Source organism: Crossiella sp. S99.2, assembly GCF_023094165.1.
Lineage (GTDB): Bacteria > Actinomycetota > Actinomycetes > Mycobacteriales > Pseudonocardiaceae > Crossiella.
On sequence record NZ_JALMDK010000027.1, the window covers coordinates 17312 to 38366 of the forward strand.

The 21055-nt window shown below is 70.5% G+C and carries 24 protein-coding genes; 12 read left to right on the forward strand and 12 right to left on the reverse strand.

Features of this window, described 5'->3' with window-relative positions; translation table 11 throughout:
• Nucleotides 1–109: 109 nt before the first annotated feature.
• The 4 genes from MZC64_RS46465 to MZC64_RS46480 form a co-directional block, all read right to left on the reverse strand.
• Nucleotides 110–430, reverse strand: coding sequence for a hypothetical protein (locus tag MZC64_RS46465; protein ID WP_247766090.1), 321 nt, complete (start codon nucleotides 428–430; stop codon nucleotides 110–112).
• A 35-nt stretch (nucleotides 431–465) separates the two neighbouring features.
• On the reverse strand, nucleotides 466–723 hold the full coding sequence (locus MZC64_RS46470; protein WP_247766089.1) for a hypothetical protein: 258 nt from the start codon (nucleotides 721–723) through the stop codon (nucleotides 466–468).
• On the reverse strand, nucleotides 720–1016 hold the full coding sequence (locus MZC64_RS46475; protein WP_247766088.1) for a hypothetical protein: 297 nt from the start codon (nucleotides 1014–1016) through the stop codon (nucleotides 720–722). Before MZC64_RS46475 ends, MZC64_RS46470 begins: the two co-directional genes overlap by 4 nt.
• A gap of 326 nt (nucleotides 1017–1342) precedes the next feature.
• A complete protein-coding gene (locus MZC64_RS46480) occupies nucleotides 1343–1624 on the reverse strand; it encodes a hypothetical protein (protein WP_247766087.1) in 282 nt (93 codons plus the stop codon).
• A 181-nt stretch (nucleotides 1625–1805) separates the two neighbouring features.
• Here MZC64_RS46480 and MZC64_RS46485 point away from each other — a divergent pair, with 181 nt between their 5' ends.
• The 6 genes from MZC64_RS46485 to MZC64_RS46510 all read left to right on the forward strand — a co-directional run bounded on the left by MZC64_RS46485 (nucleotide 1806) and on the right by MZC64_RS46510 (nucleotide 5299).
• Complete coding sequence (locus MZC64_RS46485) at nucleotides 1806–2252, forward strand: XRE family transcriptional regulator (RefSeq protein WP_247766086.1); 447 nt, start codon at nucleotides 1806–1808, stop codon at nucleotides 2250–2252.
• Between the two features lie 16 nt (nucleotides 2253–2268).
• Nucleotides 2269–2772, forward strand: coding sequence for an ImmA/IrrE family metallo-endopeptidase (locus tag MZC64_RS46490; protein ID WP_247766085.1), 504 nt, complete (start codon nucleotides 2269–2271; stop codon nucleotides 2770–2772).
• A gap of 1 nt (nucleotide 2773) precedes the next feature.
• Nucleotides 2774–3952, forward strand: a complete 1179-nt coding sequence (locus tag MZC64_RS46495; protein ID WP_247766084.1) for an MAB_1171c family putative transporter — start codon at nucleotides 2774–2776, stop codon at nucleotides 3950–3952.
• 87 nt (nucleotides 3953–4039) lie between these two features.
• Complete coding sequence (locus tag MZC64_RS46500) at nucleotides 4040–4612, forward strand: biotin transporter BioY (protein ID WP_185009671.1); 573 nt, start codon at nucleotides 4040–4042, stop codon at nucleotides 4610–4612.
• Nucleotides 4613–4734: 122 nt separating this feature from the next.
• Nucleotides 4735–4992, forward strand: coding sequence for a hypothetical protein (locus MZC64_RS46505; RefSeq protein ID WP_247766083.1), 258 nt, complete (start codon nucleotides 4735–4737; stop codon nucleotides 4990–4992).
• A complete protein-coding gene (locus MZC64_RS46510) occupies nucleotides 4982–5299 on the forward strand; it encodes a type II toxin-antitoxin system PemK/MazF family toxin (RefSeq protein ID WP_247766082.1) in 318 nt (105 codons plus the stop codon). Before MZC64_RS46505 ends, MZC64_RS46510 begins: the two co-directional genes overlap by 11 nt.
• Nucleotides 5300–5323: 24 nt before the next feature.
• Here MZC64_RS46510 and MZC64_RS46515 read toward each other — a convergent pair whose 3' ends face one another.
• Entirely contained in the window at nucleotides 5324–7789 is a 2466-nt protein-coding gene (locus MZC64_RS46515) for a glycoside hydrolase family 3 protein (protein ID WP_247766081.1), read from the reverse strand.
• Between the two features lie 205 nt (nucleotides 7790–7994).
• Here MZC64_RS46515 and MZC64_RS46520 point away from each other — a divergent pair, with 205 nt between their 5' ends.
• Nucleotides 7995–9959 carry an ATP-dependent DNA helicase gene (locus MZC64_RS46520; RefSeq protein ID WP_282107023.1) on the forward strand — a complete coding sequence of 655 codons (1965 nt, stop codon included), beginning with the start codon at nucleotides 7995–7997 and terminating at the stop codon, nucleotides 9957–9959.
• A 19-nt stretch (nucleotides 9960–9978) separates the two neighbouring features.
• On the opposite strand, the gene MZC64_RS46525 is transcribed toward MZC64_RS46520, so the two are convergent.
• Nucleotides 9979–10473 (reverse strand): hypothetical protein, encoded by a 495-nt coding sequence (locus MZC64_RS46525; protein WP_247766080.1) that lies wholly within the window; start codon nucleotides 10471–10473, stop codon nucleotides 9979–9981.
• Nucleotides 10474–10601: 128 nt separating this feature from the next.
• Between MZC64_RS46525 and MZC64_RS46530 the strand changes: the two genes are divergently transcribed.
• The 3 genes from MZC64_RS46530 to MZC64_RS46540 all read left to right on the forward strand — a co-directional run bounded on the left by MZC64_RS46530 (nucleotide 10602) and on the right by MZC64_RS46540 (nucleotide 13551).
• Nucleotides 10602–11099, forward strand: coding sequence for an NUDIX hydrolase (locus MZC64_RS46530; RefSeq protein ID WP_247766079.1), 498 nt, complete (start codon nucleotides 10602–10604; stop codon nucleotides 11097–11099).
• 87 nt (nucleotides 11100–11186) lie between these two features.
• Entirely contained in the window at nucleotides 11187–12935 is a 1749-nt protein-coding gene (locus MZC64_RS46535) for an ATP-binding protein (RefSeq protein ID WP_247766078.1), read from the forward strand.
• Between the two features lie 34 nt (nucleotides 12936–12969).
• On the forward strand, nucleotides 12970–13551 hold the full coding sequence (locus tag MZC64_RS46540; protein WP_247766077.1) for a GNAT family N-acetyltransferase: 582 nt from the start codon (nucleotides 12970–12972) through the stop codon (nucleotides 13549–13551).
• On the opposite strand, the gene MZC64_RS46545 is transcribed toward MZC64_RS46540, so the two are convergent.
• From MZC64_RS46545 to ctaD, 3 genes are all read right to left on the reverse strand, one after another.
• Nucleotides 13535–14290, reverse strand: coding sequence for an aminoacyl-tRNA hydrolase (locus MZC64_RS46545; RefSeq protein ID WP_247766076.1), 756 nt, complete (start codon nucleotides 14288–14290; stop codon nucleotides 13535–13537). The genes MZC64_RS46540 and MZC64_RS46545 overlap by 17 nt on opposite strands.
• A gap of 1 nt (nucleotide 14291) precedes the next feature.
• Nucleotides 14292–15524 (reverse strand): phosphoserine phosphatase SerB, encoded by a 1233-nt coding sequence (gene serB, locus MZC64_RS46550; RefSeq protein WP_247766075.1) that lies wholly within the window; start codon nucleotides 15522–15524, stop codon nucleotides 14292–14294.
• A 138-nt stretch (nucleotides 15525–15662) separates the two neighbouring features.
• Nucleotides 15663–17459: a cytochrome c oxidase subunit I gene (ctaD, locus tag MZC64_RS46555; protein ID WP_247766074.1), complete on the reverse strand. Its 1797-nt coding sequence runs from the start codon at nucleotides 17457–17459 to the stop codon at nucleotides 15663–15665.
• A 154-nt stretch (nucleotides 17460–17613) separates the two neighbouring features.
• Here ctaD and MZC64_RS46560 point away from each other — a divergent pair, with 154 nt between their 5' ends.
• Both MZC64_RS46560 and MZC64_RS46565 read left to right on the forward strand, forming a co-directional pair.
• Entirely contained in the window at nucleotides 17614–18015 is a 402-nt protein-coding gene (locus tag MZC64_RS46560; RefSeq protein WP_247766073.1) for a hypothetical protein, read from the forward strand.
• A gap of 54 nt (nucleotides 18016–18069) precedes the next feature.
• Nucleotides 18070–18666, forward strand: coding sequence for a DUF305 domain-containing protein (locus MZC64_RS46565; protein ID WP_247766072.1), 597 nt, complete (start codon nucleotides 18070–18072; stop codon nucleotides 18664–18666).
• Here MZC64_RS46565 and lepB read toward each other — a convergent pair.
• The 3 genes from lepB to MZC64_RS46580 all read right to left on the reverse strand — a co-directional run bounded on the left by lepB (nucleotide 18656) and on the right by MZC64_RS46580 (nucleotide 20993).
• Nucleotides 18656–19444, reverse strand: coding sequence for a signal peptidase I (gene lepB / locus MZC64_RS46570; protein ID WP_247766071.1), 789 nt, complete (start codon nucleotides 19442–19444; stop codon nucleotides 18656–18658). The genes MZC64_RS46565 and lepB overlap by 11 nt on opposite strands.
• 19 nt (nucleotides 19445–19463) lie before the next feature.
• Nucleotides 19464–20156: a hypothetical protein gene (locus tag MZC64_RS46575; RefSeq protein ID WP_247766070.1), complete on the reverse strand. Its 693-nt coding sequence runs from the start codon at nucleotides 20154–20156 to the stop codon at nucleotides 19464–19466.
• A gap of 123 nt (nucleotides 20157–20279) precedes the next feature.
• Entirely contained in the window at nucleotides 20280–20993 is a 714-nt protein-coding gene (locus tag MZC64_RS46580; RefSeq protein WP_247766069.1) for a hypothetical protein, read from the reverse strand.
• Nucleotides 20994–21055 lie beyond the last annotated feature (62 nt).

A 21055-nucleotide genomic window follows, 5' to 3' on the forward strand; every position in this document is an offset into this window, starting at 1 on the left:
CCAGCATCGCCAGACCGGCGAAAGTCGCGGCCAGCACACCCCGTCGAACCATCGAACCCATTGCTTGTCTCTCCCCTGTTTGTCCGGAACTGACGTGGTCGCGCCTACGTCAGCGGGTGCAGCTGATGACCACGTTGGCGCTGAAGTAGCCCGCGCCGTGCGAGTAGGTCCGGCTGTAGGTGGTCACGCACTGGCTCTCCAGATAGCCAGCCACCGCGGCGGACTGCAGCGCGTAGTCCATCGCCTGCCTGAGCGCCCGCTTGGGCGAGCCGCCCGCGGAACCCTGACCGGTGAAGGTCCGGGTCTCCAGCGTGCCCGCTTCGCTCGCGGCGACCGGGGCCGAGTTGAGGGCGGGCGCGGCCTGTGCCGCCACCGGAGCCAGCATCGCCAGACCGGCGAAAGTCGCGGCCAGCACACCCCGTCGAACCATCGAACCCATTGCTTGTCTCTCCCCTGGTTCTGAACTCACGCACTCCTGCCCAGCTGGGCGAAGGAGGTCCTCGACTGACGGCAGCCGAGCACGACATATCCGGCGAGGACCCGGTTCACCGGTTCCGCGCAACCGCTCAGCACGACCTCGCACCGCTCGGACGGGAAACCCGCGGTCCTGGCCTGGAACAACGCGTTCTGCCGCGCCCTGGCCAGTGCCTCCTGGCGGTTCTCCCCGAACCCGTTCCCGATGAAGGCCGCGATCAGCGAAGGCCGTCCGCGACCGCTCCTCATCGCTGGCAGAAGACGTTCGCGGTGGCATACCAGATGCCGATGATGCTGCTCGGGCGGACGCTGGAGCTGTGCAGGTAGCACTGCGAACGCAGGAACCCGGCCGAGACCGCCTGACTGAAGGCGAAGTTCGACGCGCTGGTGATCGCGCCGCCCGGGGTGGTGTTCTGCGCGGTCGCACTGAACATGCGGGTCTCCCGCACCGACGTCGTCCCCGCGTCGGCGGCGAGTGCGGGCGCGGCGGCGCTCAGCACGGCGCCGGTGGCCAGCACGGCGGCACACAGCAACTTCTTCATGGTTGTTCCCCCTGCATTTTTTTGAAGACCGCCGGCCCCACCGGCCGACGGAGAAAGGGAGGGATGGCCTCCGGTGCACGCACGGGAGGCCATCCCACTGAACGTCCGGCCGGGACGGCACCCGACCGACAGGCTTCGCTGGGGGGCGTGAACGCCACCGATCGACGGCAGCCTGCGCCGGGCCGGACGTTCGTGTGAAGGGCCGCCGGGGCGTCCGACTGGGGGGCGCACGCCCCGGCGGCGATGTCCTCACGGTTCCGACCAGGACCGGCATCCCCCCTGTGGTAGCCGGCCACGCGGGTCAGCGCGTGAGGAGTCTGGTCAACTCAGATGCATGCCACGACCGCGTGGCCCTCCCAGTACGGCGGCAGCAGCGGCTGCGCGCTGTACTGGGTGAGGTGGCAGCGCGAAGCGGTGTAACCGCCGGCCGCCGCCGCCCGGTATGCGTTGTGCTGGGCCTTCTGGATGGCTTCCTCGCGCTGTTGGGCCAGGCTGCGCCCCTCGAAGCTCGCGGCGAGCGCCGAGGTCCCACCGACCTCGACGGCCTGCGCGGCCGGGGCGAACCCCAGCGCGGCGGCCACCACAAGCACTGCTGCGAGCTTCCGCATGTCTCCCCCTGCTCGTCAGCCTTGGTCGACTGACTTCCCCTTGGTCATTCATCTCAGCTAACGTTGTCTGGACACAAGTTAGCTCCGCATGACACGGGCTGTCAACTGATGTGGATGAGTTCCCTCCAACTCGTTCACTTCAGCTGATGCCCGCCGGATCTCCACACCCACAGAGGCGCAGATGACCGACGAGCAGGACCGCCAGCCAGAAGCCGGCACGCTCGCCGAACGGATCGACCACCTGTTCCAGGTGATCCGTCGCCCCAACGGCGAGCAGCACAGCCATGAAGAGGTAGCGAAGGCCTGCCGGGAGAGCACCGGCGAGACCTTCTCCGCGACCTACCTCTGGCAATTGCGCACCGGCCGCAGGGACAACCCGACCAAGCGGCACCTGGAGGCCCTGGCCGGGTTCTTCCAGGTGCCACCGGCCTACTTCTTCGACGACGAACAGGGGGCGGCGATCGCCAAAGAGCTGGAAATTCTGGGCGCGTTGCGCAACAGCGCGGTGCGCGATGTGGCCCTGCGCGCGGTGAACCTCTCCGAGGAGGGCCTTGGCACGATCACCGACATCATCGATGCTATTGCCCGCAGAGAGGCGCAACGGGGCGAGAGCGAGAGTGTTCGCTGACGCCAGGGGGAGAGACGTGCGGTACTCGCGAAACGCGCTGTGGCGGCGCTGCGCTCAACTGGTGTCCACTGTGGACATTCCAGAGCCGTTCGAGGTGCCGCTGCTGGTCGAGGCGCTGGCGGCCAGACGGGGTCGGCCGATCGAGCTGATCCCGTTGGCCGCCAGGCCGAACACGCCGTGCGGGGTGCTGGCCGCCACCGACCGGGCGGACTACGTCTTCTACTCGGTGGACACCTCGCCACTGCACCAGGAGCACATCCTGTTGCACGAGCTGGGCCATTTGCTGTGTGGCCACGCGGGTGACGGCGAACTGCACGAGACGGTGGCCCAGCTGCTGATGCCGAACCTGCCGGTGGAACTGGTGCGCCGGGTGCTCGGCCGCACGGGCTACGCCCAGGAGCAGGAGCAGGAGGCCGAACTGGTGGCCTCGCTGATCATGCACCGGGCCCGGCGCGCGCGGCCCGCGCCGGTCACCGGCGGGCTGGCCCGGCTGCGCTCGGCGTTCGGACCGGGGGTCTGAGGTGATCAGTTATGTCAGCGCCGGGCTGCTGGTGCTGATCAGCGTGGGCAAGTTGCTGGCCAGCCGGGGCGGGCCGCCCAGCCCCGGCATGCGCTACCTGATCGGCTTCTTCCTGAGCCTGGCCGCCGGACTGATCATCGCGGCCGAGCCGACCACCCCGCTGATCATGGCGATCGAGCCGTTCCCGCTGACCGGACGGCTGGTGTCCAACGCCTGCCAGATGCTGGCGGTGCATTTCCTGGTCCGGCTGGCCCGCTCCACCCAGACCCCGGAGCCGCGGACCAGGCTGTGGCCGCTGCTGCTGTGCTGGCTGGCGATGACCGGACTGATGCTGCACCTGACCCGGAAGCTGCCGGAGTACATCGCCAACGGCGGCACCGATCTCGCCTTCTACCCCAGCGTGGCCGGGTACCAGGCGGTGCTGGTCGGGTACGGGGTGAGCTGCCTGGTGATGTTCACCAGGGTGATCATCAGGCACGCCCGGCAGTGTCCGCCCGGCACCTTCCGCACCGGGCTGCGGGTGATCGGGCTGGCCGGGGTGACCACGGTGGTGTGGGGACTGGTGGCCGGGCTGCCCTCGGTGTGGCTGGTGCTGTTCCGCACCGAGCTGGCCTACTTCATGCCGGTGGTCGGCTGGCTCGGGCTGGCGGTGGCGCTGATGTGGGTGGTCGGCGCGGTGCTGACCACCTGGCAAGGGGTGCTGGAGCGGCCGCGCCGGTGGCTGGCGGCCTACCGCGGCTACCGGGCGGTGACGCCGCTGTGGTCGGTGCTGGTGCGCGCGCTGCCGGGGATCGTGCTGGCCTCGCCGCCGGGCTGGCCGGTGCGGATCGAGTTCGCGTTGTACCGGCGGCTGATCGAGATCAGGGACGCCTTCCTGACCCTGCGCGCGCAGGTGCCGCCGGAGGTGCCCGGCTGGGTGCGCGCGGCGGCCCGGCGACACGGGGTGGCCGCGCTGCCCGCGGTGCTGGCCGCGGCGGAACTGGCCGCGGCGCTGGCCGTGCGGGAGACCGGTCAGCGCTGGCCGCAACCGGCGGTGGACCCGGCCACGGCGGCGGCCAGCATCGAGGCCGAGACGGCCTGGCTGACCGAGGTATCGGCCGCCTTCGCGGACTCGCCGGTTGTAGCCGAGGTCCGGGCCCGAGCCGGAGCGACCTACGTCACAACGGCCGAAGCCGCCTGAATTTTGTAGGTATCCGACAATTTCGCCCGGGTCCGCGCCGAGTTAGGGTCAGCGAGCAAGAGATCCCACGTCTCCTGGAGGTCACGGGTGTCCGTGCTCACCGTCTCACCGCAGCGCCGGGTCCTGGCCGACCTGGTGCCCGGCGCCCTGGTCCGCGATATCGCGCTGGTGCTCGGCGGCGCCGCGCTGACCGGCCTGGCCGCGCAGATCGCGGTGCCCATCCCGGGCAGCCCGGTGCCGGTGACCGCCCAGACCTTCGCCGCCCTGCTGGTGGGCGCGACCCTGGGCTGGCAGCGCGGCGCGCTGTCCATGCTGGTCTACCTGCTGGCCGGCCTGGCTGGCGTGCCGTGGCACACCAGCGCGGGCTCGGCCACCATCGGCTACATCGTCGGCTTCGTGCTGGCCGGCGCCCTGGTCGGCGCCCTCGCCCAGCGCGGCGGCGACCGCACCCCGCTACGCACCGCGGGCACCATGCTGCTGGGCAACGCGGTGATCTACGCCGTCGGCGTGCCCTGGCTGATGCTCGCGGCCGACTTCACCGTGTCCGAAGCCCTGGTCAAGGGCCTGCTGCCGTTCCTGATCGGCGACCTGGTCAAGACCGCCCTGGCCGCGGGCCTGCTGCCGGCCGCCTGGGCCCTGGTGGGTCGTCGCGACTCCTGATCTCCGCCCGGCACAGAAGGCCCCCGGTCAAACCACCCGGGGGCCTTCGGCTTTTTGCCGCCCATCAGCGCGTAATACACCGTGTAGTACAGATGTCTTGCAGTCCGTACTACACTGGACACGTGACAGCGGACCCTGAAGTCATCAACTTCCGTCCGGACGCGGAGACCCGAGAGGCACTACGTGTGCTGATGCGGGCTTGCCATGCTGACCGCAGCACGGTGATCCGGCGCGCGATCGTGCAAGCGGCGCAGGAGGTGGAGGCCGCCGAGGCCGCCGAGGACCTGCGCGCCGAAGCTGCCCGGGTGGCTGCGAGTGAGAGCGACCGCGCCGAGATGGCCGCGGTGCAGGAAGAGTTGGCTGACCTGCGTGCGTGGTGACATCTACCGGCTACGTGCTTCTCGAGACGCTCGTGGCCACGAACAGGCCGGCGGCCGCTTCGGTGTGGTCGTACAAGCAAGCGAACTGGAAGCCCTCTCAACCTGGCTGATCGCCCCGACCTCGACCTCGGCCCACCCCGCGCGCTGGCGTCCCGAGATCGAGGTACTGGGCCGGACCACACTGCTGCTCTGCGAACAGACGACCGCGTGCGCGCAGGAGCGACTCGGGGACCTGGTTGGCCGGTGTTCCCTTGGCGAGATGCAACAGGTCGATGTTGCCCTGAAACTCGCGCTTGGACTTACCTGAGCGCAGCAGAGACCACCCGTGACATCAGTGCACGGTGACGACCGCGGTCAGGGGCAGGTCGCGGCTGTTGCGGCCGATTTCGGCCAGGTAGCTGCCGTGTTCCCAGGCCCAGTCGCCGCGCTGTTCGTCGTAGACGGCGAATGCCTTGGCGGCCAAGCGGATCTCCACTTCCAGGGTCTCCCCCGGTCCGGCCTCGGCCACCGCGAATCCGGCGAGCACCCGGGGTGGGCGGTCGTAGCGGCTGGCGTGGCGGCCCAGGTAGACCTGGACGATCTCGCGGCCGGGGCGGGCGCCGGTGTTGGTCAGGGTGACCCGGACCGGGACGGGCTCGCCCGCGTGCAGGGTGGCGGCGGAGACCGCGGAGGTGGCGTGCGCGGTGCGGTAGTCCCAGGTGGTGTAGCCCAGGCCGTGGCCGAAGCAGAAGGCCGGGTCCAGGCGGTGCTGGTCGTAGGCGCGGTAGCCGATCAGCAGGCCCTCGGGGTAGGGCAGCACGCCCTCGGTGGGGGTGGTGTCGAGCACCGGGGCCTGTTCGGCGGTGCGGGGGAAGGTGGTGGGCAGGCGGCCGCCGGGTTCGGCGCGGCCGTGCAGCACATCGGCCAGGGCGTGGCCGGCTTCCTGGCCGGGGAACCAGGTGTAGAGCACGGCGGCGACCTGGTCCGCCCAGGGCATCAGCACGGGTGAGCCCGCGTTGACCACGACCACGGTGCGCGGGTTGGCCGCGGCGACCCGGCGGATCAGCTCGTCCTGGCCGGGCGGGAGTTCCAGGGTGGTGCGGTCGTGGGACTCGCTCTCGATATCGGCGTTGGTGCCGACCACGACCACCGCCACCTCGGCCGCCGCGGCCTGCCGGACGGCTTCGGCCAGCTCGTCTTCGGCGTCCCGGCCGGGGGCGCGGTGGGTGAGGCCGCAGCGCAGGTAGCCGTGCGGGGCGGCGATCGGCAGGTGCTCCACCACCAGCTCCACCGGAGTGTCCACATCGGACAGTTCGATGGCGCCCAGCTGCTCGGTGATGTTGTCGAAGCTGTCCACCAGGCTGCCCCAGCCCGCGCGCACCGGTTCGATGATCTGGTGCCCGTTCACGGTGAGGCTGGTCGGGCCGAGCGCGGTGACGCCGAAGGTGTGCGTGCCCGCGACCCGGGGCCGGTAGTGCGCGCGCATGATCACGCGCAGGTCGTCGCGGCGCCACCGCTGTTCCGGCAGGCCGAGCCAGGCCAGCCGGGCGGTCTCGCGGTGCTCGCTGCCCAGGAAATCGCCGTCCCTGGTGCTGTACTCGACCAGGAAACCCGGTTCACCGGTGTGCGGGTTGGTGCAGTCGGCCAGGTCGATCAGCGGCTGCCGGCCGCCGGGACGGACGCCCTCGACCGGGTCCAGGCCAAGGCCCTGCGCGAAACTGACCACCCGGCGCGGGGACAGATCGGCGCTGCCGCCGCCGCGGGTGGCGGTGTGCGCGGCGTTCGGGCCGATCAGCGCGATCCGGGTGCCCTCGGCCAGCGGCAGCAGGTTGTTCTCGTTGCGCAGCAGCACCATGCCGCGGGTGGCGGCCTCGCGCAGCAGGTCGGTCTGGGCGGCCGAGCCGACCGGGTAGGAGCTGGTCACCTCTGGCGCGGGGAAGCCGTCCAGGACGCCGGTGTCGGCGGCCAGTCTGAGCAGCCGCAACACCTTGTCGTCGATCTCTGCCTCGGCCACCTCGCCGTCGCGCACGGCCTGGACGAGCTTGTCTCCCCACGGGCCGTCCGGGCCCGGCATGACCAGGTCCAGGCCGCCGGTGGCCGAGTCCGCGGTGCTGCGGGCGGCGGTCCAGTCCGAGACGATCGGGCCCGCGAAGCCCCATTCGCCCTTGAGCACACCCACCTGGAGCGGGTGGTTCTCGGTCATCGTGGTGCCGCGCACCGCGTTGTAGGCGGCCATCACCACCTTGACCCCGCCGGCGCGCACCACCGTCTCGAACGGGGCCAGGTACAGCTCGCGCAGCGCGCGTTCGGCGAGGTCCACGCTGAGGGTGAAGCGCTGGTTCTCCGAGTCGTTGGCCACGAAGTGCTTGGCGCAGGCCGCGACCCCACCCGCCTGCACCCCGCGCACGTAGGCCAGCCCGATCTCGCTGACCAGCAACGGGTCCTCGGAAAAGCACTCGAAGTGGCGGCCGCCCAGCGGGCTGCGGTGCAGGTTGATGGTGGGCGCGAGCAGCACCTGCGCGCCCTTGGCCCTGGTCTCCTCGGCCAGCAGCAGGCCGATCCGGTGCACCAGCGCGGTGTCCCAGGTGGCGGCCAGCGCGGTCGGGCTGGGGGTGTGCGCGGAGGGGTCGCGCTCGTCGAAGTGGGCGCCGCGGGCGCCGGCCGGGCCGTCGGTCATGACCAGGCGGCGCAGGCCGATCCTGGGCTCCTCGGGCAGGCCCCAGGCGTCGGCGCCGGTGAGCAGGCGGACCTTGGCGGGTAGGTCGAGTGCGCCGATCAGGGCCTTCAGCCGGTCCTCGATCTCCTCGGCGCTGCTCATCCAGGCTCCTCCAGACATCGTTGTACTGGCTGCGACACCACCGTATCGCCGGAGGACGGGCTTGTCGGCGGCGCGCGGTAGCGTTCTTCGCGTGCCCGAAGCCCTCACCCTGCAGCAGAACCTGACCACGGTCCCGGACGTCCGCACGCTGCTGTCCGCGGCCGTCGGCGGCGTGGGCGGCACCGAACGGCCCGGTCAGGTGGACATGGCCGAGGCGGTGGCCAAGGCGATCCGCACCGGCGAGCACCTGGCCGTGCAGGCGGGCACCGGCACCGGGAAGTCCCTGGCCTACCTGGTGCCCTCGGTGCACCACGCGATCACCGAAGCGGCCACCGTGGTGATCTCCACCGCGACCATCGCGTTGCAGCGCCAGCTGGTCGACCGCGATCTGCCCCGGCTGGCCAAGACGCTCAAGCCGTTGCTGGGCCGGGAACCCACCTTCGCCATCCTCAAGGGGCGGCGGAACTACCTGTGCATGCAGCGGGTGCACACCGGCGCGCCGGAGGAGCCCGAGGAACAGGCGCTGTTCGACCCGTTCGCGGTGTCCGCGCTGGGCAGGCACGTCAAGCGGTTGCACGAATGGTCCTCGGAGACCGAGACCGGCGACCGGGACGAGCTGGTGCCGGGCGTGCCGGACCAGGCGTGGCGGCAGGTGTCGGTCACCGCGAAGGAGTGCGTGGGCGCGGCCAAGTGCCCGATCGGCCAGGACTGCTTCGCCGAGCGGGCCCGCGCCGAGGCCGGTCGGGCCGACGTGGTGGTCACCAACCATGCCCTGCTGGCCATCGACGCGCTGGAGGGCTACAAGGTCCTGCCCGAACACGACGTGGTGGTCGTGGACGAGGCGCACGACCTGGTCGACCGGGTCACCTCGGTGGCCACCGCCGAGCTGACCAGCACCGCCATCGCGGTGGCCGCCCGGCGCTGCGGCCGCTTGGTGGAACAGGACACCGCCGACGCGTTGCTGGAAGCCGCGGACAACCTGTCGCTGACCCTGCAGGAGCTGGAACCCGGCCGGATCGACCAGCTGCCGCAGGTGCTGGGCGGCGCGCTGGCCGCGGTGCGCAACGCCGCGCACGCCTGCATCAGCTCGCTGGGCCCGGAACGCAAGGAGGACATCGAGGGCACCGCGGCGCGCAAGCTGGCGCTCTCGGTGCTGGACGAGGTGCACGACACCGCGGTCCGGCTGCTGGCCGCCTTCAAGGCCGAGCCGGACAAGCGGCACGACGTGGTCTGGCTGGCGGGCGATTTCGGCGAGTTCAACCGGGCCCCGTCGCTGCGGGTGGCCCCGCTGGGCGTGGGCGGCCTGCTCCGCGAACGGCTTTTCGCCCAGCGCACGGTCATCCTCACCTCCGCCACCCTGGCCCTTGGCGGCAGCTTCGACACCCTGGCCCGGCAATGGGGCCTGGCGGGCAACGGAAAACCCGCCACCGACCCGGACGCCCCCGCCGACCGCAAGGCCGAGGGCACCGCCACCGACAAGGCTCCACCATCCACTTCAGACAGTCCAGAGTGGACTGGCATGGACGTGGGCTCCCCCTTCGAGCACCGTTCCAGCGGCATCCTCTACGTGGCCAAGCACCTGCCCTCCCCCGGCCGGGACGGCCTGGCCGAGGCATATCTGGACGAACTGACCGGCCTGGTGGAAGCCGCCGGCGGGCGCACCCTGGGCCTGTTCTCCTCGATGCGCGCGGCCAAACAGGCCAGCGAGGCCCTGCGCGAGCGGGTCAAGTTCCCGATCCTGTGCCAGGGCGAGGACGCGACCAGTCAGCTGGTGAAGAAGTTCGCCGAGGACACCCAGACCTGTTTGTTCGGCACGTTGTCGCTGTGGCAGGGGGTGGATGTGCCGGGACCCGCGCTGCAACTGGTGGTGATGGACCGGATTCCGTTCCCCCGCCCGGACGATCCGCTGGCCTCGGCCCGGCAGCGCGCGGTGCAGGCCAGGGGCGGCAACGGCTTCCTGACCGTGGCCGGCACCCACGCGGCGCTGCTGCTGGCCCAGGGCGCCGGGCGGTTGCTGCGGTCCAACGACGACAAGGGCGTGATCGCGGTGCTGGACTCGCGGCTGGTGACGGCCCGGTACGGCGGCTTCCTGCGGGCCTCGCTGCCGCCGTTCTGGATGACCACGGATCCCGAGGTGGTCAAGGCCGCGCTCAAGCGAATCGACACCTGAGCGCGGCCAGTGCGCAGGATCAGACCTTGACCTTGAGCGAGACGCTCGCGCCACGGCTCAGGTCGTCGTAGGCGCGCTTGCGGTCCACGCCGATGTACCAGGTCTGCTGGCCCTCGAAGGTGCCACCGAGCACGATCTCCTTGACCGCGCCCTCGCCGGGCAGGCGCTTGGGGCCGCGGTAGGTGTCCTGGGTCCAGTTGTAGCAGGAGACGATGACCCGGATGAAGGCGTTCCCCTTGATGGCGATCGGGTCGCCGCTGCCGTCCTGGGTGGGCTTCTCACCGGCCGGGAGGTAGCTGATGTTCTTCTCGGTGACGGTGGCCGAGTAGGTGAAGGCGACGCCGACGCCGGTGCTGTCCGGCGAGGTGACGACCTTCTTCAGCACCACCGGCGTGCAGGCCGCCACGGGAGTGGCCGCGGCGGCTGCCGGGGCGGCCACGGCGCCCAGGGCGAGCAGGGCCGCACCGGTGGCGGCGAGGCGGCGGAAACCGTTGCGGGAGAGCACCTTCGACATCGAGATCCTTTCGGGCTGAGCGGCCGGGATGGCCGCTCGTCAGGTACCGACTACATCAGAAGATCGTCGGTGAATTCTTCACCTCACAGAAATAGTGATCAGGAACTCTTCGGGTTAGGGTCGGGGTCATGGGGGCCACATCACCGCGCATCCGGCTGAGCGCGCGCATCCTGCTGCTCGACGACCAGGACCGGATCCTGTTGTTCCACAACCGCTACGGCCGGGCGAACGAGCGCACCTGCTGGTCCACCCCTGGCGGCGGGGTCAACGACGGCGAGCCGCTGGCCGAGGCGGCGGCGCGGGAACTCCGCGAGGAGACCGGGTTGCGGGTCACTGCGGCGGCGGTCGGGCCGGTGGTGGCGACCACCTCGGGCATGTGGACCTACAGCCGCACCCCGACCCTGGCCACCGAGTACTACTTCCACCTGCGCGTACCCGCCTTCACCGTGGACACCACGGCCCAGGAGGACGGCGAACTGTCGCACCTGCTCGGGCACCGGTGGTGGCCGGTGGCGGAGCTGGGGTCGATCCCCGCGCAGGTGCTGCCGATCGGGCTGGCCGAGCTGTTGCGCGTGATCGAGGACGGTCCGCCTGTGGAACCGATCACGTTGACCTGGTTCGGCTGAGGCCGACACGCCGGGGGCACCCAGTTGGCATGCTAGCTGGCATGCCAACTAGCATGCTTGCTAGTAAGTGAGCATGCTGGAGGGATCATGCTGGACGAGGAGCTTGCCGAGATCGTGGCGAACCTCCGTGTTCTCGGCAGCGACGTCGCCGGTGTCGAGGCCAAGAAGGCGGCGGGCGGCCTGCCTCGGTCCGTGCGCGAGACGCTCTCGGCCTTCGCCAACACCCGCGGTGGCACGGTCATCCTCGGCCTGGACGAACAGTCGGGATTCACCGCGACCGGCTTGTCCGACGCCGCCAAGATGTCGGCGGATCTGGCCGACCTGTGTGCCACCGGCCTGGAACCGCCGCTACGACCGCTGATCGGCATCCACCGGTTCGAGGGCGCGCAACTGCTGGTCGCCGAGATTCCGGAACTCTCGCTGGAGAGCAAGCCCTGTTATTACCGTGGTGCCGGGATCACCCAGGGCAGTTATCTACGGCTCGGTGACGGCGACTACCGGATGAGCAGCTACGAGGTTCAGCTCCTGCTCGCCAACCGCGGCCAGCCACGTCATGACGAGGAGCCTGTGCCCGGCACCAGTCTGGCCGATTTCGACCCAGCGCTGGTCGCCGAACTCGTCTCCCGGCTCCGAACACGCAGACCGTATGCCTACGGCGAACTGGATGACGCGGCAGTGCTGCGCCGGATCCGAACGCTCGTACCTGATGGGAACGGCGCGGATGTCGCCTCACTCGGCGGGCTGCTCGCGCTGGGCAGATATCCACAGGAGCACTTCCCGCAACTCATGATCACCTTTGTGCACTACCCCACGGTCGACGGAGCCGATCTCGACACCGGCGAGCGCTTCGTCGACAACGTGGTGGCCGAAGGACCGATTCCCGTGATGGTGCGGGACACACTGCTGGCGCTGCGCAAGAACATGGCGCGCCGATCCGTCGTCCGCGACGCGGGCCGCGCTGACGTCTGGGAGTACCCGGAGGCCGCCCTGCGGGAGGCGGTGGTCAACGCCCTGGTGCATCGCGATTTGTCCAACGAGTCTCGCGGTACGCAGGTGCAGGTGGAGATGTACCCGGATCGTCTGGTCGTACGCAATCCCGGCGGTCTGTTCGGTCCGGTGTCCGAAGACCGGCTGGGTGAGGAGGGCGTCTCCTCCACCAGGAACGCCACCCTGCTGCGAATTCTCGAGGACGTGCCCATACCCGGCAGCAACAGGGCGATCTGCGAGAACCGCGGCTCGGGCATCCGCACCATGCTCAGCGCACTCCGGTCCGCGCAGCTGGGCGCGCCCGAGTTCAGGAACCGGGTGAGCACTTTCACCGTGACCTTCCCGAACCACACGCTGCTCAGCGACGAGGTCATCGCCTGGATCAACTCACTCGGCGAACGCGGCCTTTCCCAGAGCCAGTGCCTTGGCCTGGCGATCCTGCGCGGCGGCGGCCTGCTCGACAACCAGACCTACCGGAACGCGACGCGAGTCGACTCAAGGGTGGCGACTCAGGAGCTGAGCGACCTGATCGCGCGCGAACTCGTCGAGCAGGTGGGGACGCACCGGTGGACCCGCTACCGGCTGGCTGGTGGGCTCATCCGGACCCCGGCCGCGGGCGAGGCACCGAAGGGCCGGGCCGACCGGCGCGTGGACGTGCTGAACGCGTTGGCTGACAACGAACTTTCCCGCGCGGAGCTGGCCGCGACGACTGGACTGACCGACAAGACCGTGGCCAGGTGGCTGGGCATCCTCCGCAAGGAAGGACTGGTGGTGGCCACGGAGGAACAGGTGCGGAGCCCGACGGTGCGTTATCGCCGTACCGGCAAGATCGCGTTCGACCAGGCGTGAGCGCGTCGCCAGCCTGTTCGGGGAAGATCGGTGGGTGCCGATTCTTGTGGAACCCGCGCTGCCCACCGGTCACCTGCGCGACCGGACCCAGCCCCGGCTGGCCGTCGACGATGAGCTGACCCTGCGCCCCTGGCAGGCCGGGGACGCCGAGGCGGTGCGGAACGCCTTTGCCTGTCCGGATATCCAGCGCTGGCATGTGCGGCGGATGGACACTGCCGCCGAGGCCCTGGACTGGATCGAGGGCTGGGCCACGCGCTGGCGGGCTGAGCGGGACGCCAGTTGGGCCGTGCTGGGGCCGGATGACGAGGTGCTGGGGCAGGCCGGGTTCCGGGGGTTGGATCTGGTGGAGGCGACCGCTGACGTGTCCTACTGGGTGTTGCCCTCGGCGCGGGGGCGGGGGGTGGCGGTGCGGGCGACCCGGGCGGTGGTGCGCTGGAGTTTTGCCGAGTTGGGGCTGGCCCGGCTGGGTCTGTGGCATTCCACCGCGAACCTGGGCTCCTGCCGGGTTGCCGAGCGGGCCGGGTTCGCGCTGGAGGGGACCTCGCGCAGTGCGGTGCGGCATGCCGACGGGCGGCATGACATGCACCTGCACGCGGTGGTCAGTGCGGCCAGCTGAACAGCACCGTGACGGTGCCGGGGGCGACCTCGGTGAAACCCGCGTCGCGGACGGCGGCCACCCGGCGTTCCCGCCAGGCGGCGGCCGGGTCGGGGCCGGGGTGCAGTTTGGCCCAGTCGGCGGGGGTGGCGGTGCGGACGGCGCAGGCGTAGTCCTGGTCGGCCCAGCGGGCCAGGTCCGCGGGGGACAGCAGGGCGGCGCCGATCATGGTGGCGTGGCCGACCTGGGCGGCGGCCTTGCCGACGGTCATCTCCACGTCGGGGTTGAGCCACAGCACGGGGCGGTCGTCCGGGGGTGGGCCTGGGGTGTCGTCGGGGAGTTCGCTGCCGGAGATCTGCAGGCGGGAGAGCACCCTCGGGGATTCCGCGACCAGGCCGGGGACCAGGGCGCGGACCTCGGCGCCCTGGTGGGACACGGTGATGCCGGGGAGTTCCTGCACGGCGTCCCAGTGCGCGCCGCGGGCGCGGCGGGAAACCTTGCGGATGCGGTTGTCCAGCCAGAGCCGGATCTCGTCGTGCCATTCGCCCTCGGGCTGGGCCTCGGGGGCCAGGCAGACGGCGAGGGAGGCGGTCGCGGCGGCTTCCAGCAGCGCTGTGCGCGGGGCTGGGTCCTGGCGTTCGATGCGCAGGACCAACGGCATGGCTCGGACGGTGGCGGGGTCTTCGTCGCTTGTGTCCACTGTGGACTGGGCGGGTAGGCCGAGCCAGGTGGCGTAGCGGGCGGCCAGGGGTTCGAGCATGTCAGCCGACCTCGATGCGCTCTTCGACCAGGCCGTCGGCGGCGTCGGCGGCCTCGACCTCGGCCCTGGTGACGCCCAGCACGAACAGCACCGCGTCCAGGAACGGGTGCGACAGCGCGGTGTCGGCCACCTCGCGCAGCGCGGGTTTGGCGTTGAAGGCCACGCCAAGGCCGGCGGTGCTGAGCATGTCGATGTCGTTGGCGCCGTCGCCCACCGCCACGCACTGGGCGAGGGGGATGTCGTGTTCGGCGGCGAAACGGCGCAGCGCGACCGCCTTGCCCGCGCGGTCCACCACCTCGCCGGTGACCCGGCCGGTCAGCTTGCCGTCGACGATCTCCAGCTCGTTGGCGGCCACGAAGTCCAGCCGCAGTTCCTCGGCCAGGCCCGCGATGACCTGGGTGAACCCGCCGCTGACCACGCCGCAGCGGAAGCCGAGCCTGCGCAGGGTGCGGATGGTGGTGCGGGCGCCGGGGGTCAGTTCCAGGGTGCGGCCGACCTCGGCCAGCACGCCGGCGGGCAGCCCGGCCAGCAGGGACACCCGGCGTTCCAGGGACTGGGTGAAGTCGAGTTCGCCGCGCATGGCGGCCTCGGTGATCTCCCGGACCTGCTCCTCGCAGCCGGCGTGCGCGGCGAGCATCTCGATGACCTCGCCCTGGATCAGGGTGGAGTCCACGTCGAAGACGACCAGCCGCTTGGCCCGCCGGGTCAGCCCGGCCTGCTCGACCGCGATGTCGACCTGGGCGCGCACCGAGACCTCGGCCATCGCGGCCCGCAGCTCGGCGTCGGCCTCGTCGGTGTCCCCGGCGGAGACCGCGAGTTCCAGGCCGGTGACCGGGTAGTCGGCCACCCGGCGGATCGAGTCGATGTTGGCGCCCAGCGCGGCCAGCCTGCGGGCGACCTCGGTGAAACCGCGGGCGGTGACCGGGCGGCCCATCACCACCAGCACGTGGCTGGAGCCGTGCTGGGCCGCGGAGCGCTCGCGGGCGCCGATCTCCACGTCCACGTGCATGCCGACGCTGGCCATGGCCTGTTCGGTCAGCTCCTGCAGGCCCTCCGGGTCGTGCGTGGTGGACACCAGCACGCCGAGCACCAGGCGGCTGCGGATCACCACCTGTTCGACGTCGAGCACCTCGACCCCGTGCCGGGTCAGCGCGGCGAAGAGCACCGAGGTGACCCCTGGCTTGTCCGGGCCGGTGACGGTGATCAGCACGGTGGTGGCTTTGCGGGTACTCACGGTTACCGAGTCTCCTCAGTCGACGGCGTCCTGCTCGATGCCCTGGCCGGAAAAGAGACGAGCCCCACAGCCGCCGGTGCGGTGGCTGTGGGGCTCCTCGTCGAGCCTTGCTACCCGGGTCTACCCAGGTCGTTCAGCTCAGCGTGATTTCGGGTCGTCGCCGTGCTGTTCCGGCGGCTGGGTGGCGTTGGCGGCGATCTGCGAGGGCGCGGCCGGAGCCTCCTTGACCGCGACGGCGCCGTGCTTCTCCCGGTGCTTCTTGCCCACCTCGGCCTCGGCCCGCATCCGCTCCACCATGTGCGGGTAGTGCAGCTCGAAGGCCGGGCGCTCGGAGCGGATCCGGGGCAGCTCGGTGAAGTTGTGCCGCGGCGGCGGGCAGGAGGTCGCCCACTCCAGCGAGTTGCCGTAGCCCCACGGGTCGTCGACCTTGACGACCTCGCCGTAGCGGTAGCTCTTGAACACGTTCCAGATGAACGGCAGCGTGGACGCGCCGAGCAGGTACGCGCCGATCGTGGAGATCGAGTTGAGCGTGGTGAACCCGTCGCTGGGCAGGTAGTCGGCGTAGCGGCGCGGCATGCCCTCGTTGCCCAGCCAGTGCTGGACCAGGAAGGTCAGGTGGAAACCGATGAAGGTCGTCCAGAAGTGCAGCTTGCCGAGCTTCTCGTCCAGCAGGCGCCCGGTCATCTTCGGGAACCAGAAGTAGATGCCGGCGAAGGTCGCGAAGGCGATCGTGCCGTAGAGCACGTAGTGGAAGTGCGCCACCACGAAGTAGGTGTCCGACACGTGGAAGTCGATCGCGGGCGCGGCCAGCAGCACGCCGGTGAGGCCACCGAAGAGGAAGGTGATGATGAAGCCCACCGAGAACAGCATCGGCGTCTCGAACGTCAACTGACCGCGCCACATGGTGCCGATCCAGTTGAAGAACTTGATGCCGGTGGGGACCGCGATCAGGAACGTGGTGAAGGCGAAGAAGGGCAGCAGCACCGCGCCGGTGGCGTACATGTGGTGCGCCCACACCGTCACCGACAGCGCGGCGATGGTGATGGTGGCCCAGATCAGCGCCTTGTACCCGAAGATCGGCTTGCGGCTGAACACCGGGAAGATCTCCGAGACGATGCCGAAGAAGGGCAGCGCGACGATGTAGACCTCGGGGTGGCCGAAGAACCAGAACAGGTGCTGCCAGAGGATCACGCCGCCGTTGGCCGGGTCGAACACATGCGCGCCCAGGTGCCGGTCGGCCAGCAGGCCGAGCAGCGCGGCGGTCAGGATCGGGAAGGCCATCAGCACCAGCAGGCTGGTGACCAGGATGTTCCAGGTGAACACCGGCATCCGCCACATGGTCATGCCGGGCGCGCGCAGGCACAGCACCGTGGTGATCATGTTGACACCGCCGAGGATGGTGCCCAGACCGGAGACCACCAGACCGGAGATCCACAGGTCGGCGCCGATGCCGGGCGAGTGGATCGCGTTGGACAGCGGCGTGTAGGCGAACCAGCCGAAGTCGGCCGCGCCACCGGGGGTGATGAAGCCCGCCACCACGGTGAGGCCGCCGAAGAGGTACAGCCAGTACGAGAAGGCGTTCAACCGCGGGAACGCCACATCCGGGGAGCCGATCTGCAGCGGCAGGATGTAGTTGGCGAACCCGAACAGGATCGGCGTCGCGTACAGCAACAGCATGATCGTGCCGTGCATGGTGAACATCTGGTTGTACTGCTCCTGCGAGAGGATCTGCATCCCCGGCAGGGCGAGTTCGGTGCGGATCAGCAGGGCCATCACGCCGCCGACCATGAAGAAGGCCATTGACGTGACGAGGTAGAGAATGCCGATCTGCTTGTGGTCCGTGGTGCGGAGCATCCGCAGCAGGAACGAACCCTTGACCGTCTGACGCGTCGGGAACGGACGCGTGGCGATCGGCTGAGGGGCTACGGCCGTCACGGTGCCTCCTGCACTGGCCTGTTGACCTGGTAATCACCTGCACTTGCCTGACCGCGGGCATGCGTAGGCAGACCGCGCATGGGAATCGTAGACCGCGAGTCCCGCCAGGGCTCGGTCGGGCTGGCAGGTCGCGGTGTGACGTTAGGCTGGCGGGGTGACCACGGCGCTGCGACCACGCCCGATGCGGGTACTGGGGCTCGCGCTGCTCGTGTTCACGGTGAGTTTCAGCGTGCTGGTGATGCATCAGGTCACCCATCCGAGTCACGGCGCGCACCAACCGGGGACGGCCGCGCACGAGCACCACGGCACCGGCCTGGTGCGGGTGTCCGCCCCGGCGGAGCAGCCGGTGCCCGGCGGGCACGACTCGATGCTGCACCTCTGCCTCGGCCTGATCGTCACGGTGGCCGGGCTGCTCGCGCTGGTCCTGCTGGGCTGGCTGCGCCGCGATCCGGCGGCCGCACTGGACGGACTGGCCGCGCGGCTGGTCTCGCTGGTCCCACGGGGACCGCCGCCCAAGCTCTTCGACCTCGACACCCTCGGCGTGCTTCGACTCTGACCGGACCGGGTTGCCCCATTCCGTCATATTCGTAGGCATTCGAGGAGCTTTGTCATGCGCAAGAACAAGCTGGTCCTGGCCGGTCTGGGTGTGCTCACCGCGATCACGCTGTCGGCCTGCGGCGGCGGAACGTCGTCCGGGCACAACGACGGGCACGCGGGCGGTCACCCGGCCACCAGCGCCCCGGCGGCCGACGCCGGGCACAACGCGGCCGACATCACCTTCGCCCAGGGCATGATCCCGCACCACCAGCAGGCCCTGGACATGAGCAAGCTGGTCCCCACCCGCACCGACAACGCCAAGGTGCGCGACCTGGCCAAGCGGATCCAGGACGGCCAGCAGCCGGAGATCGACACCATGACCGGCTGGCTGAAGTCGTGGAACGCCCCGGTCCAGCCGGAACACGGTGGCGGCCATGGCGCGCACGGAATGATGTCCGCCGAGGCGATGAAAGAGCTGACCGCCGCGAGCAAGGCCGACTTCGACAAGCGCTGGCTGACCATGATGGTCGAGCACCACCGCGGCGCGGTGGAGATGGCCAAGACCGAGCTGGCCCAGGGTCAGTCGGCGGCGGCCAAGCACCTGGCCGAGGAGGTCATCTCCGCGCAGGAGAAGGAGATCGCGGAGATGACCGGCCTGCTCAAGGGCTGAGCACCGGCTGCCGTCGTCGGCGCCGCCAGGCCAGCGCGCCGACGACGGCCAGCCACAGCAGGGTGATGATGACCAGCAGTGCCCCGGTCACGATGGTCCAGAACGCGTACCGGTAGCCGTAGTCGGTGGCCGCCGCCCCGGCCAGGCCGGCGTCGGTGAACACCAGGCTCGGCGAGACCTGCCGCACGCCCTCGCCGGGGGTGACCACCGCGACCACCACCGCCTTGATCGCGCTGCGCGGCACCGAGCCCTTGAACTCGTTGTCCAGGTAGGCCCGGGAATCGCGGGAGTTGCCGCGGTAGTCGCCGAGCAGCAGCATCCGGTCCTGCGGCACCCGCACGGTGAACCGCTGCGGCTGGTGCTTGCCGCCGGTGACCGGATCGTCGGTGCGCAGGTAGGTCTCGGTGATGGTGCGGCCGTTGACCTGCAACCGGCCGTCCAGGTCGCAGCAGGTCACGCTGTCGCCGCCGATGCCGACCACCCGTTTGACCAGCTGTGCGCCGGGTTCCCGGCCGGGCCAGCCGCTCTCGTTCGGATCGAAGACCACCACATCCCCGCGCTGCACCGAGACACCGCCGTCGGTCACCGGCCTGGTGATCGCCCGCTTGCCCGCGGCCAGGGTGTTCTCCATCGAGGAGGTCTCCACCCGGAACCGGTCATAGCGGTTGGTCAGCACGCCGATGCCGACGAAGGCCAGCACCAGGCCCAGCACGCAGATCACCAGCGGCAGCCGCCAGCCCGCCCGGACCGGACCACTCTCGTCCTCGTTCCCGGTCATCCCGGTCCCCTTCCCGGCCTCAGCCGCGGCGACGGAGCAGGCGCGGCACGAACAGCGCCGCCGCGCCGAGCAGGATCAGCCCGGCCGCCAGCGGGATCAGCCAGCCGCCGTCGAAGCCGGTGGTGGCCAGGCCGGGGCTGCTGGTGCTGGTCACCGGCGGCGGGGTGGTGCTGATCGGGGGCTGGCTGGTGCTCGACGACGTGGTGGTGCTCGTCGGGCGCGTGCTGGTCGGCGTGGTGCTGCTGCTCGTGGTCGTCTTCGTCGTGGTGGTGGTCGTGGTGCTGGTCGTGGTGGGCGGAGTCTTGCTCCCGCAGGCGAACCAGTTCGTGGTCAGCGCGGGTTTCTGCGGCTGCGCGGGCGATTCCAGCGGCGCGTGCAGTCGCGGCCACGGCAGTGCGGTGAACGCTGAGGCTGGATAGATGTTGTAGCCGGGTCCGCCCTGGATCACGACCCCCGTGAGAGTGACACCCGGATCCACCGCGGTGACGGTGAGGTACCGGGAGTCCCTGGTCACGGTGACGTCGACCTGTTCGCCCTTGAGCCCGCTCGCCGCGCACCCGGTGGCCACCCCGGCGACCGGGGTGGCGCGTTCATCCCCGGACCAGGGGATCTGCGGGTCCGCGCCGGCCGCGACCGCCGCCCCGAGCCAGGTGGTGAGGACCACGGCGGCCAGGGCGGCGGCGCGAGAAAGGGTGGGCGCGAGGGCGTGCATCAGCGAGGGCTCCTGCTCAAGACGGTGAGGGTTGAATCCAACAGTCCCATCGCCGCCGGAACAGCACTCGCTACCTGCTCGTTAGCCGTTCGTTGTGTGCACCGCGCAACGCTGCCACCCGATTCAGCGACCTCGCCGGTTGCGCAACCGGGTCAGGCCGAGCACGAGTCCGCCCGCGACCACGAGTGCGGCGCCCAGCCCGATCAGCCAGCCGCCGTCGAAGCCGGTGTTGGCGAGGTTGTCGTCATTGGCCACCGGGACCGGGACCGGGGTGCTGGTCGGTACGGTGGTCCGCGGCGTGCTGGCGGTGGAGGTGCTGGGTGTGCCGGCGCCGCTGGTCGTCGTGGTGGTGATCGCGGTGCTGCTGCCCGGCTTGGTGGTGGCCGAACTGGAGTACGGCTTGGTCGTGGTGCTGGTGGTCGGCTTGGTGGTGGTCTGGGCCTGGCCGCAGGCGAACCAGTGGCTGATCTCCGGGATGTTGCCGTTCTGGCCGACCAGCGGGGAATGCAGGCCCGGCCAGGGCAGCAGGCCGAGGCCGGCCGGCAGGTACACGTTGTAGCCAGGACCGCCCTTGACCACGATGCCGGTGACGGTCAGGCCCAGCGGCACGCCGGTGACGGTGAGGTGGGTGCCGCCGGCGATGTTCACCGTGAGCTGGCCGGTGATGAGCTGGCCGGGCAGGTTCGCGTGCGCGCAGGTGGTGGCGTTGCTGGGGAAGGCGGTGGCCCTCGGGTCACCGGCGGAGGTCGCGGTCGGCTGCGCGGTGGCCGTGCCTAGGAGACCCGCGGAGAGCAGCAGCGTCAGGGCGAGCAGACGGGAGAGGGTGATCGGACGCATGGCCACTGCTCCTGGGGAGGTCGGGATCGGCGCCTGATCCTGCGCTCTGAACAGGGCTTTTT